This is a genomic window from Clostridium sp. AF27-2AA (assembly GCF_003478505.1).
GTDB lineage: Bacteria > Bacillota > Clostridia > Lachnospirales > Lachnospiraceae > Brotaphodocola.
On record NZ_QUFI01000001.1, the window covers coordinates 44,527 to 57,437 of the forward strand.

General features: G+C 49.2%; 11 protein-coding genes. All 11 read left to right on the forward strand.

The annotated features are described in order from the left end of the window. Positions 1 to 78: 78 nt before the first annotated feature. The 11 genes from guaB (at position 79) to ytvI (ending at position 12,474) form a co-directional block, all read left to right on the forward strand. A complete protein-coding gene (guaB, locus tag DWY84_RS00215; RefSeq protein WP_118529832.1) occupies positions 79 to 1,533 on the forward strand; it encodes an IMP dehydrogenase in 1,455 nt (484 codons plus the stop codon). A gap of 130 nt (positions 1,534 to 1,663) precedes the next feature. Further along, complete coding sequence (locus tag DWY84_RS00220) at positions 1,664 to 2,197, forward strand: hypothetical protein (RefSeq protein WP_243024686.1); 534 nt, start codon at positions 1,664 to 1,666, stop codon at positions 2,195 to 2,197. Next, positions 2,175 to 3,134, forward strand: a complete 960-nt coding sequence (locus DWY84_RS00225; RefSeq protein ID WP_118529834.1) for an ABC transporter permease — start codon at positions 2,175 to 2,177, stop codon at positions 3,132 to 3,134. The genes DWY84_RS00220 and DWY84_RS00225 overlap by 23 nt, the downstream gene beginning before the upstream one ends. Before the next feature lie 36 nt (positions 3,135 to 3,170). Then, on the forward strand, positions 3,171 to 4,067 hold the full coding sequence (cdaA, locus tag DWY84_RS00230; RefSeq protein WP_243024687.1) for a diadenylate cyclase CdaA: 897 nt from the start codon (positions 3,171 to 3,173) through the stop codon (positions 4,065 to 4,067). Continuing rightward, a complete protein-coding gene (locus DWY84_RS00235) occupies positions 4,045 to 5,403 on the forward strand; it encodes a CdaR family protein (protein ID WP_118529836.1) in 1,359 nt (452 codons plus the stop codon). The genes cdaA and DWY84_RS00235 overlap by 23 nt, the downstream gene beginning before the upstream one ends. Positions 5,404 to 5,419: 16 nt before the next feature. After that, entirely contained in the window at positions 5,420 to 5,683 is a 264-nt protein-coding gene (locus DWY84_RS00240) for an HPr family phosphocarrier protein (protein WP_118529838.1), read from the forward strand. A gap of 81 nt (positions 5,684 to 5,764) precedes the next feature. Further along, positions 5,765 to 7,483 (forward strand): phosphoenolpyruvate--protein phosphotransferase, encoded by a 1,719-nt coding sequence (gene ptsP / locus DWY84_RS00245; RefSeq protein WP_118529840.1) that lies wholly within the window; start codon positions 5,765 to 5,767, stop codon positions 7,481 to 7,483. Positions 7,484 to 7,565: 82 nt separating this feature from the next. Next, positions 7,566 to 8,855, forward strand: a complete 1,290-nt coding sequence (locus tag DWY84_RS00250; RefSeq protein ID WP_118529842.1) for an O-antigen polymerase — start codon at positions 7,566 to 7,568, stop codon at positions 8,853 to 8,855. A 48-nt stretch (positions 8,856 to 8,903) separates the two neighbouring features. After that, a complete protein-coding gene (locus DWY84_RS00255; protein ID WP_118529844.1) occupies positions 8,904 to 10,103 on the forward strand; it encodes a pyridoxal phosphate-dependent aminotransferase in 1,200 nt (399 codons plus the stop codon). A gap of 52 nt (positions 10,104 to 10,155) precedes the next feature. Further along, on the forward strand, positions 10,156 to 11,214 hold the full coding sequence (hisC, locus tag DWY84_RS00260; RefSeq protein WP_118529846.1) for a histidinol-phosphate transaminase: 1,059 nt from the start codon (positions 10,156 to 10,158) through the stop codon (positions 11,212 to 11,214). Between the two features lie 147 nt (positions 11,215 to 11,361). Further along, a complete protein-coding gene (gene ytvI / locus DWY84_RS00265; protein WP_118529848.1) occupies positions 11,362 to 12,474 on the forward strand; it encodes a sporulation integral membrane protein YtvI in 1,113 nt (370 codons plus the stop codon). The last annotated feature ends 437 nt before the right edge of the window (positions 12,475 to 12,911 follow it).

Consider the following 12,911-nt stretch of genomic DNA (forward strand, 5'->3'; position numbering starts at 1 on the left):
ATTAGTTTTACTAATAATAAAAACACGATTGCCATGGAATCTTTATGAACAAAACCAAAGAAAGAGAGGAAACGAATAATGGGTACAATTATTGGTGAGGGCATTACGTTTGACGATGTGCTCCTGGTGCCGGCTTATTCCCAGGTTATTCCGAATCAGGTAGATTTAACCACTTATCTGACCAAGAAGATCAAACTGAACATTCCGCTTATGAGTGCGGGAATGGATACCGTTACAGAACACCGTATGGCAATTGCCATGGCGCGTCAGGGTGGTATTGGTATCATTCACAAAAACATGTCAATTGAAGCGCAGGCAGAGGAAGTAGATAAGGTAAAACGTTCAGAGAATGGTGTCATCACAGATCCGTTTTTCCTCTCCCCGGAGCATACCTTAAAGGACGCAGACGAGCTTATGGCTAAGTTCCGCATCTCTGGTGTGCCGATTACAGAGGGCCGCAAGCTGGTTGGTATCATCACCAACCGTGACTTAAAGTTTGAGGAGGATTTTTCCAAGAAGATCAAAGAGTGCATGACCTCCGAGCATCTGGTTACCGCCAAAGAGGGTATCACCCTTATGGAGGCAAAACGTATCCTGGCAAAGGCAAGAGTGGAGAAGCTTCCGATCGTGGATGATGACTTCAACTTAAAGGGGCTCATCACCATCAAGGACATTGAGAAGCAGATCAAATATCCGTTGTCCGCAAAGGACGAACAGGGACGCCTGCTCTGTGGTGCGGCTGTTGGTATTACCGCAAATGTTTTAGACCGTGTAAGCGCACTGGTGAAGGCTCATGTAGATGTGGTTGTCCTGGATTCCGCTCACGGACATTCTGAGAACGTACTGCGCTGCGTCAGAATGATCAAGGAAGCTTATCCGGATCTTCAGGTCATCGCAGGCAACGTGGCAACCGGCGAGGCAACCAGAGCACTCATCGAGGCTGGTGTTGACGCAGTCAAGGTTGGTATCGGACCTGGTTCCATCTGTACCACCCGTGTGGTTGCAGGTATCGGTGTTCCGCAGATCACCGCTGTTATGGACTGCTACGCAGTCGCAAAAGAGTTCGGTATCCCGATCATCGCAGATGGTGGTATCAAGTACTCCGGAGATATCACCAAGGCCATTGCTGCGGGCGGTAATGTCTGCATGATGGGAAGCATGTTTGCCGGATGTGACGAGAGCCCGGGAACCTTCGAGCTGTATCAGGGCAGAAAGTACAAGGTTTATCGTGGTATGGGTTCCATCGCGGCAATGGAGAACGGAAGTAAGGATCGTTACTTCCAGTCTGACGCGAAGAAGCTGGTTCCGGAAGGTGTTGAGGGCCGTGTGGCATATAAGGGCATGGTGGAAGACACTGTATTCCAGATGCTCGGCGGACTTCGTTCCGGTATGGGCTACTGCGGAGCAAAAGACATCCCGACCTTACAGGAAACCGGACGTTTTGTTAAAATTTCCGCAGCTTCCTTAAAAGAGAGCCATCCGCATGATATCCACATCACCAAAGAGGCACCGAACTACAGCGTGGACGAATAAATACGCTAAAAACAAGATAAGATAACGAACTAAAATACCGCCGTGTTTTACATGGCGGTATTTTTATGTTATACTGTTACTGTACATGGGTAGGCATTTTCTGAACTGAAAATATAGGAAAAAATGCGTCTTGAACGGTGGCATTGACAGAATAATTATGGTACAATGTAACGAGCTGACGAACAGCGGACGCAAAAAGAAAATGGAGAACGACTTTATGCTCAATGAAGACAAGATCAAACTGATGACAGGAATTGCTCTGTTTGAAAAGCGGGAGGGGAAACATATTTTTCCGGCGAACCGCTATTTCCGGAGTGACTATATCAGCGGACGCATCCTGCGTTCTTTCTTTGCCTATACCGTATGCTTCATTTTATGCGCGCTCATGTGGGTGCTTTACAGCATGGAGCGTCTTTTAAATGTTATGGAACTTGATGAGGTGGTCGGCGCGGCCAAAGCAGGCGCGGTATTATACGCGGCAGGGCTGGTGCTGTATCTCATCATTACCTGGCTTGTCAGCAGCAAACGCTATGAATACGCAAGGCGCGGCATGCGGGTTTATATCGCAAAGCTGAAACGGCTGGAGAAACGTTATGACGTTCAGAGCCGTACCAGAGAACTGACAAAGGAGGGCAGCCGCTATGATGATGTTTCTCGTACTTAAAGAACGGCTGAAATCATTTTACGGAAAATACGCGACACCGGTAAACGGCGTCATCAAATTTTTATACAGTCTGGCTGCTATGGCTCTGTTAAACGGAAATATTGGCTATCGCACGGAACTTACGGGTCCGGTGGCCCTGCTGGCAGTGGCTCTTGTAAGCGCGTTCCTGCCCTATGGAGCAATCGGATGCCTGCTTGGAGCCGTCATGCTGGCGCATATCTATGCGGTATCCATGGAGACAGCGCTGATCACGGCAGTTATCCTGATCATCCTGATCCTGCTGTATTACGGGTTTCAGCCGGGAGACAGCTTCTGGCTGGTGCTGACACCCATGGCATTTCTGCTGAAGATTCCATTTGCGGTTCCACTTCTGGCAGGTCTGGCAGGAAGCCTTCTCACCGTGATTCCGGTGGGCAGCGGTGTTGTGATTTATTACATTATTTCCTATGTAAAACAGAATGCGGGTGTATTGACCAATGACGCGTCAGTAGACATTACACAGAAGTTTGTCCAGATCATCCGCGGCCTTCTCTCCAGCCAGGAGATGATGGTCATGATCATGGTATGTGTGGTTGGCATTCTCTGTGTATACCTGCTCCACAATATGTCACTGGATTATGCCTGGGAAATTGCCATTGTGACCGGAACCATCGCGCAGCTGGCAGCCGTGTTTGTGGGAGATTTCATCTTCCATGTATCCATGCCGGTGCCGAAGCTTTTGATTGGGGCGCTAATTTCCCTGGCGGTGGCTTGGCTGTATCATTTCTTTGTGTTTACGGTAGATTATACACGGACGGAATATGTCCAGTATGAGGATGATGATTACGTGTACTATGTAAAGGCCGTGCCGAAGGTAGCAGTGGCGCGGACTGATGTAAAAGTACAGCGCATCAACAACCCGGCCCGCGGCAGGCATGACCGCAGGGCGCGAGAATAGGTTGTATTAATATAGAATAGAAAGAGAGGACCAGGTATGACTGGCATATTCCAGGATTTGGAGATGGTTTTTCAGGGCATGCGCTCCTGGATCTCCTTTTTGCCAAGAATTACATTTTCCAATTTGACCGAGATCATCATACTGACGATCCTGGTATATTATGCATTGTTATGGATCAAGAGTACCAAAGCCTGGTATCTGCTGAGAGGCATTGCCATGATCATGGCATTTGCAGTAGCGGCAGCCATCTTTCACTGGGACACGATCCTCTGGATCCTGGGAAGAACAGGTGGTATTGCGGTAACGGCACTGGTGATCATCTTCCAGCCGGAACTGCGTAAAGCCCTGGAACAGCTGGGAAGCAGAAACCTGATCTCTGAGATTTTTTCTCTTGAAAGCAATCAGGAGAATCAGGGCTTTTCCGACCGCACGGTCAATGAAATTGTCAAGGCAACCTTCGAGATGGCAAAGGTGAAGACTGGTGCCCTCATGGTCATTGAGCGGAAAGTTTCCCTGAAAGAGATTGAGCGTACTGGTATCGAAATCAACGGACTGGTCAGCAGCCAGCTCCTGATCAATATTTTTGAGCACAACACACCGCTTCATGACGGTGCGGTAGTCATTCGCGGCAACCGCGTTACAGCGGCAACCTGTTATCTGCCGCTGTCTGACAATATGACCATCAGCAAGGATCTGGGAACCAGACACCGCGCTGCGGTCGGCATCAGTGAAGTCACAGACAGTCTCACCGTGGTCGTGTCCGAGGAGACCGGAAGAGTTTCTGTTGTGGAGAATGGAAAACTCAGAAGAATTTCCACGGCAGAAGATTTGCGCAAGGTACTGGCGGTAGCAGAAGACCAGGAAGAGAGCAATGGCACACTGTTAAAGATCTGGAAGGGAAAACGCAGAAATGAAAGAAAAACTGATAAATAATCTTGGACTTAAGATTCTTTCCTGTTTTCTGGCATTTTTTGTGTGGCTGGTCGTTGTGAATGTCTCCAATCCGGAAGTGACCGGAAGCAAAGAAGTTCCACTGGAGATCGTAAACGAACAGGTACTGACCAAGGCAGGAAGAACCTATGAACTTGGCGGAAAAGACACAGTAACGGTATATTTTGATGTGCGGACAAAAGATGCCTACAAGATCCGTTCCTCAGATTTCCGCGCTTATGTGGATCTGGCTGAGCTGTATGATGTAACCGGATCCGTACAGGTAAAAATCGAGGTACTGAATAACAAGGAGCTGATTTCCAATGCGGAAAGCCGTCCGGGTGTAGTGCGCATTCAGACAGAAGAACTCCAGAGCAAGCAGTTCTCTCTGATCATGAACACCTATGGAAATCTCGCGGAAGATTATGCGGTTAACAAGGCCGTCCTGACACCGGATCATGTAACGGTGGAGGGCCCGACTTCTCAGGTTGGCCTGATCAATCATGTGGGAATCGAACTGAATGTAAATGGACTGGAAAGCAGCACGGAGGGGACGGCAGAACCGGTGTTTTACGATGCCAACGGCAATGAGATCACCGTCAGTGACCGTGTGAGTGTCAGTCCGTCGGAAATCCAGTACAATCTGGAAATCAGCAAGGTGAAGACACTTCCGCTTGACTTTGAAGTGACTGGAACCGCAGCCTCCGGCTATCAGTATACCGGCGTGGAGTGCAGTATCAAGAATGTTTCCGTGCTTGGCTTAAAAAACAGCCTGGCATCTGTGAACAAGATCACCATTCCGTCCTCTGCGCTCAGTGTTTCGGGAGCAACACAGGACAAGGTGGTGACAGTGAATTTAAACGATTATCTGCCGGAGGATGTAACACTGGCCAATGCGGACGACGCAAACGTGACCATACGCCTTAAGGTAGAACAGCTCACTACCAGAATGATAGCTCTGGGTGAGTCGGATATTTCCATGGAAAATGGCGCAGATTATTACCATTATCATCTGTCGCCGGCACGCATCGAGGTGAAACTCCAGGGTCTGAAGGAAGACCTCGATACCTTAAAGGCCACCGATCTGAAGGCGGTCATCAACCTGTCCGGCATGCAGCTGGGAACCCATAATGGAACCTTAAGCATGAGCGGACTCGGGAAAAACTTTAATCTGATTTCCGTTTCCGCATTTACGGTAGAAGTTACAGCGGGCGGTCCTGCCGCACAGATGGAACAGACAACCGCGGCAGAGGAAGAAACTGCCGAGACAGAAAACGGATCGGAAAGTGATATTACAAAGTCGCAGGACACAGAGACAAACGGCGCAAATGCCGGCTGACAGAAAGAGGGATAACATGGTTAGCAGAAAAATTGTTATCAAAAACGTATCAGGACTTCATCTTCGCCCAACCGGGGTGCTTTGCAATGAAGCCATCAAGTACAAATCATCCATTAAATTTCATTTTGGCAATGCCACATCCAACGCAAAAAGTGTTCTCAGCGTGCTCGGAGCCTGCATCAAATGCGGCGACGAGGTAGAGTTCATCTGCGAGGGTCCGGATGAGCAGGAAGCTCTGGACGGGATCATTGGAGTGATCGAAAGCGGTCTTGGGGAGTAAAAGACCACAGAGAGATGATATCCGCGAAATCTGACTTTGCGGTTTCATATACAAATTAATAATTAATAAGGAGGACGTATCATGTTAAAGGGTACTAACGCTTCTTCTGGTATCGGCATTGGGAACGCTGTGATCGTAGAAGAAAAAGAACTGGTGATCAAACGGGAGACTGTCCGTGACGCGGCAGCAGAGGTGGAGCGTTTTAAGGGCGCGCTCGACCTGACTCTTAAGAAAACGGAGGAGCTTGCGGCAGATCTCGCGACCAGAGTAGGGGAGAAGGAAGCAGAGATTATGCAGGGCCACATGATGCTTCTGATGGATCCGATGCTGACTGGAGAGATTGAGACGGCTATTACCGGGGAGAGCATCTGTGCGGAATATGCCATTGAGCAGGTCTGCACCACCTACGCGGATTTGTTCGCGTCTATGGATGACGAACTGATGCAGCAGAGAGCAACTGACATGCGGGATATCAAGACTCGTATGCAGCGGGAGATGCTTGGCGTGGAGAGCGTGGATATCGCATCCCTCCCGGCAGGAACCATTCTGGTAGCAAAGGATCTTACCCCATCCATGACAGCAGGAATCAAGCCGGAGAATGTAGCCGGTATTGTGACTGAGCTTGGTGGTAAGACTTCCCACAGCGCGATTCTGGCCCGTGCTCTGGAAATTCCGGCCGTGGTAGCGGTACCGGATCTGATGAATCAGGTAGAGAACGGCCACGTGATTGTTCTGGATGGCAGTGAGGGAACTGTCTATATAGATCCAGATCAGAACGTGGTGGATGATTTCTCCGCAAAGCGTGAGAAATTCCTGAAAGAGAAAAAAGAACTGGAACAGTACATCGGAAAGCCGACTGTGACCAAAGACGGTGTGCGCATTGAATTGGTTGCCAACATTGGCAAGCCGGAGGATCTGGAAAAGGTACTCCAGTATGACGGCGAGGGTGTAGGCCTGTTTCGTACCGAGTTTTTATTCATGGACCGCACGGCTATGCCGACGGAAGAAGAGCAGTTTGAGGCTTACAAGACGGTGGCAGAGGGCTTAACGGGCAAGCCAGTTATCATCCGTACCCTGGATATCGGCGGAGACAAAGAGATTCCGTATATGGGACTTACCAAAGACGAGAATCCGTTCCTGGGCTACCGGGCCATCCGTTTCTGTCTGGACCGGAAGGACGATGTATACAAACCGCAGCTTCGCGCCCTGCTTCGTGCCAGTGCCTACGGCAACATTAAGATCATGGTGCCAATGGTAACCTGCATTGAGGAGCTTCGCGAGGCAAAGGCCCTGATTGAAGAAATCAAGAAAGAACTGGATGAACAGAACATCCCATATAAGAAAGATATTGAAGTTGGTATCATGGTGGAGACCGCTGCAGCATCCCTGATGGCAGATGTGTTCGCGAAGGAGGCAGCATTTTTCAGCATTGGAACCAACGACCTGACCCAGTATACCATGTCCGTGGACCGCGGAAATGACAAGGTTTCTTACCTGTATTCCACCTTTAACCCGGCGGTGCTGCGCAGCATTAAGCGCATTATCACCTGTGGCCGTGAGGCCGGTATTATGGTGGGCATGTGCGGTGAGGCAGCAAGCGACCCGCTCATGATTCCACTGCTTCTGGCCTTTGGCTTAAATGAGTTCAGCATGAGCGCATCTGCCATTCTGTATTCCAGAAAGCTGATTACCGGATACAGCACCCAGGAGCTTCAGGCGGTTGCGGACAAGGCAATGAGCTTTGCCACCGCTGCGGAGGTAGAGTTGTACATGAGGGAATTTATGGCTGGTCAGGCTTAAACAAATATACTGGCTGTCACCTGCGCTGCAGGCGGCAGCCATTTATAAAAAGAAGAAAACACATTCACGAGGAGAGACGATCATGGCAGTTTATCTTATCTGTTATCTGGCATCTTATATACTGGCCCGGTTTGGTCATTACCTGATATCCGGCCTCCTGCTTCTGGCAGCGGCAGGCTGGCTTTATATGGAGGATTACCGGAAATATAAGAACCTGATCCATCTGCGTGGTCTGTTCTCTCTGTTCTGGGTTGGAGGAGAGGGCCTTGCCTGTCTGAAGCTTAGCAGCTTACAGACCGACTGGTCGAACATGACCTGGTTTTGTCTGTTTCTGGCGTACATAGGGTTCTGGCTGGTTTTCGAAATTCTGGTCCGCGTGTACGGTTCCGGTTACGACGGCTATGGTAGGTGGAGAAGCTTTTCCGGGGACTCCAGGCCGGTTTTTGCCATGATCTGCGGCCTTACCGTATTATCTCTTGGATGCTTTGTCGCAGAGGCAGTTATACTGGGCTATGTACCGCTGTTTTTGCGCGGGGTTCCACATGCATACTCAGAATTCCATCTCACGGGAATCCATTATTTCACGGTATCCTGTGTGCTGGTTCCGTCTCTGACGGTGCTTTATGTTCATATGCGCAATGGACGGGGAAGCGAGAGACTTCTCCTTGCGGCGTTGGTCATGACAGCCATCTCCCTGCTGATCCCGATTCTCTGCGTATCCCGTTTCCAGCTGGTGTTCGCAGTGCTGCTGGCAGCATTTACCTACATTTCCCTGCAGAAACTGTTCCATCCGGGCTGGCTTTTCGGACTTTTTGTGGTAATGATTCCGTTTTATCTGATTCTGACGGTGGCAAGGAGTCACAACATTGAATATCTGAACGGGATTTTTGAGATGAAGAACGCCTCTATGCCGATCTTCGTCAGCCAGCCATATATCTATATTGCGAATAACTACGATAATTTCAACTTCCTGGTAGGCGCGCTTCCGGGGCACAGCTTTGGCCTTAAGGGGCTGTTTCCACTGTGGGCGCTGTCGGGGCTGAAGTTTTTCTTTCCTCAGCTGATCAATTTTCCGATTTATGTGGACAAGACCGAGCTGACGACCCTGACGCTGTTCTACGATTCCTATTATGATTTTGGATGGATCGGAGTACTTCTTTTTTCCTGCATTCTGGGAGCTATTGCCTATATTCTGGTGGTGAAACTCAGGGAAATGCGTAATCCGCTGGGATATCTTCTGTATGCGCAGTTTGCGGCGTATCTGATGCTGTCCTTCTTTACCACCTGGTTTTCCAATACAACCACCTGGTTTTATCTGATCCTGACCGGGATCATGGCTTTGTTTTACCATCTGCGGGCAAGCCGCTGGTAAATAAATGGAATATGAACTACGAAATACTGCGATGAGGAGGATATGGAAATGATTTCGAAAAAAATGAATCCGCTGGTCCAGAATAATTCTGTGATCCGGGTAATGTTTGAAGAGGGAAAACGCCTTGCAGCTATTTATGGTGCGGAAAATGTTTACGATTTCAGCCTTGGAAACCCGAATGTACCGGCTCCACAGGAGGTGGAGGATTCCATCCTGGAAACTTTAAAGGAGGAGGATTCCACTTTCATTCACGGATATATGAGCAATTCCGGCTATGAAGATGTGCGGGAGACCATCGCGCAGGATTTGAACCGCCGTTTCGGCACAAAATTTGGTCAGGGGAACATCCTGATGACGGTAGGCGCAGCCAGTGGCTTAAACATCATTTTAAAGACCATTCTGGATCCGGAGGATGAGATCATGACCTTTGCGCCATATTTCGTAGAGTATGGAAATTATGTGCGTAATTACGATGGCAGGCTGGTTGTGGTATCTCCGAATACCGTAGATTTCCAGCCGAATCTGGAGGAGTTTGCAGAGAAGATTACCGCGCGCACCAAGGCGGTCATCATCAATACTCCGAATAACCCGACCGGTGTCATCTATTCTGATGAGACTCTGACCCGTCTGACAGATATTCTCCGTGCAAAGAGCGCAGAGTTTGGAACCGAGATCGTGCTGATTTCCGATGAGCCTTACCGGGAACTGGCATACGATGGCGCAGTGGTTCCGTATGTGACAAAGTATTACGCAAATACCGTGGTGTGCTACTCCTACAGTAAGTCCTTGTCTCTGCCGGGTGAGCGTATCGGCTATCTGGTAATTCCGGATGAACTGACCGACAGCAAAGAGGTTTTTACGGCTGCAACCATTGCAAACCGCGTCATTGGCTGTGTCAATGCGCCGTCTCTGATTCAGAGAGTGATCAAGCGCTGCATCGAAAAGGGTGCTGCTGTGAATCTGAGTGCTTACGATAAGAACCGGAATCTGTTATACAACAGCTTAAAGGAATTCGGATTTGAATGTATCAAACCGGAGGGTGCTTTTTATTTGTTCGTGAAAGCTCCGATTGCGGATGACAAAGCATTCTGCGCACAGGCCCAGAAACACAATCTGCTGCTGGTACCGGGAAGCTCTTTTGCATGCCCGGGGTATGTGCGGATTGCTTACTGCGTATCTTATGAGCAGATCGAGCGTTCCCTGCCGGCTTTTGAGGCAGTGGCAAAGGAATATGGACTGAAGAAATAATCGCTGAAATGATCCGGCTTCACAGCAAAACGACAGACAGGAGGACACGAAAATGAGAGCATGGGAGAGTAATATTCGTAAAGTAGTTCCTTATACACCGGGGGAGCAGCCGAAGGGGGACCGGCTGATCAAATTAAATACCAATGAAAATCCATATCCGCCAGCGCCTGGAGTGGCTGAGGCACTGAAACATATGGACATTGACCGTTTCCGCAAATATCCGGATCCAACCGCGTCTGATCTGGTGCATGCACTGGCAGAATATTACGGTGTGGGTGAGGACCAGGTCTTTGTGGGGGTTGGTTCCGACGATGTCATTGCCATGAGCTTTCTGACCTTCTTTAACTCGGAAAAACCGGTGTTATTCCCGGATGTGAGCTATTCTTTTTATAAAGTATGGGCAGATCTGTTTGCCATTCCATATGAGACTCCGGCCCTGGATGCGAATTTCTGTATTCACCCGGAGGATTACTACCGGGAAAACGGCGGCGTGATCTTTCCAAATCCGAATGCGCCGACCGGTCTTCTGTTATCCTTAGAAGCTGTGGAGGATATGATCCGTCATAACCAGGATGTAGTGGTGATCGTAGACGAAGCATATATTGATTTTGGCGGCAAATCCGCTCTGGAACTGATTAAAAAGTATGAGAACCTGCTGGTGGTGCAGACCTTCAGCAAATCCCGTTCCATGGCAGGCATGCGTATTGGTTTTGCTATTGGTCATCCGGATCTCATCAAGGCGTTGAACGATGTAAAATATTCCTACAACTCCTACACCATGAATATGCCATCTCTGATCCTGGGAACGGAGACGGTAAAGGATGATGCGTATTTTAAGGAGACTGTGCAGAAGATCATCGATACCAGAGAGTGGTCCAAGACCCGTCTGACAGAGCTTGGCTTTACCTTCCCGGATTCTATGTCAAACTTCATCTTTGCTTCCCACAACCGGGTACCGGCAAAGGAGCTGTTTGAAGCGCTGAAAAAGCAGCAGATCTACGTGAGGTATTTTGACCAGCCAAGACTTTCTAATTATCTGCGCATCAGCATTGGTACGCGGGAGGAGATGGAAGCATTGTTTGCGTTCCTGGAGAAGTATCTGGCGCAGTAAATCATATATATGGGTATGAAAATGGGAATATCGGGGAAAAGTATGAAAGCGATCAACCAGTTCATCGACGGTGTCAATCGGAAATGGATTTTTGTTCGTGACTGTGAAAACGTTGCACAGCCGCGACTGAAATAAGAAGGTGATTGTATGGACAGACGTTATGCCCGTTTGATTTTGAATATTGTGATTCCGGCAGTGGAGATTTTGCTGGTCTGCCTGCTTGGAGCAAAGCTTCTGAAATTTTTCATGCCCTTTGTGATCGGATGGATCATAGCCATGATTGCCAATCCGCTGGTACGCTTTCTGGAAAGCCGGGTAAAAATAGTGCGGAAACACAGTTCCGTGCTGATCGTGGTGGCTGTGCTGGCCCTGATTATCGGATTAAGCTATTTTCTCGTCTCCAGACTGATTCTGCAGGCAGTGGAGCTGGCAAAAGATCTTCCGGTATTGTATGATGCGCTGTCGGCAGACCTTCAGGAGATTTCCGTCCGGTTTGCCAGCCTGTTTTCCAGACTGCCGGAGCAGGTGCAGACAAACTGGCAGGAGCTGGCTGGAAGCATCAGCCATGCGGCCAGTCTGGTTGTGCAGAAAATCGCCTCTCCGACTGTAGAAGTTGCCGGGAATGTTGCAAAAGGAATTCCAAACGCGCTGGTCAATGTGATTGTGACGATCCTTTCTTCCTATTTCTTTATTGCGGAGCAGGATAAAATCGTGGAATTCTGGAAAAAACATTTGCCGGAGAGTGTCAAAGGCTATGGTCGTTATCTGAAAAATGATGTTAAAAAGCTGATTGGCGGATATTTTCTGGCTCAGTTCCGCATTATGTTTGTGGTAGCGGTCATTCTGGTGGTTGGATTTCTGGTGCTTGGAATCAAGTACGCGTTTCTGATTGGTGTACTGGTGGCAATCCTTGATTTCCTGCCACTGTTCGGAACCGGAACCGTGCTGATTCCCTGGGCACTGTTCAAGCTTTTGTCGGCGGATTATCCGCTTGCAGCCGGCCTGGCTTTGCTCTATGTCCTGACCCAGGTCATTCGCCAGGTCATCCAGCCCAAAATCGTAGGAGATTCCATGGGTCTGCCGCCGCTGTGGACACTGGTGTTTCTGTATCTTGGCTTTAAGATTCATGGAATATCCGGCATGATCATCGCGGTGCCGCTCGGAATCTTTGTGATGAATCTGTACCAGTACGGGGCGTTTGATGGAATGATAGAGAGCGCGAAGGAGCTGGGGGAAGAGATTCGGAAACTCAGGAAATAAAAATTTAAATCATGTTCATGAAAGGTCCGAAGCAGGCGGGGGTGGTATCCCGCTGCGCAAAATAGAAGTGCCGTGTTCGGACGATGTGGCTGACAGCCGTTTGCGGATAGTCGGACAAAATGTCCGCCTCCCGAAAACGTCAGTCGCCACATAGCCGGACACGTTGCACTTCTATTTATGCTACGCAGGATACCACCCCGGCCTGCTTCTGTTTTCCTGGCTATTCTGCTGCAATAAAAAACACAGCCAGAATGGTACTGGTAAAAGCTGGAAATCATGGCTTTTATCAGTACCGTTCTGGCTGATTTTATTTCTCTCGCAGCGGGGCCAATACAGCAGAAGCCGGTTATCCCGGCATTCCGCGGAGCATAAATATGGGTATACGTGTCCGGCTATGCAGCGACTAGTGTTTGAAGTAGGCGGACATCTTGTCCGAC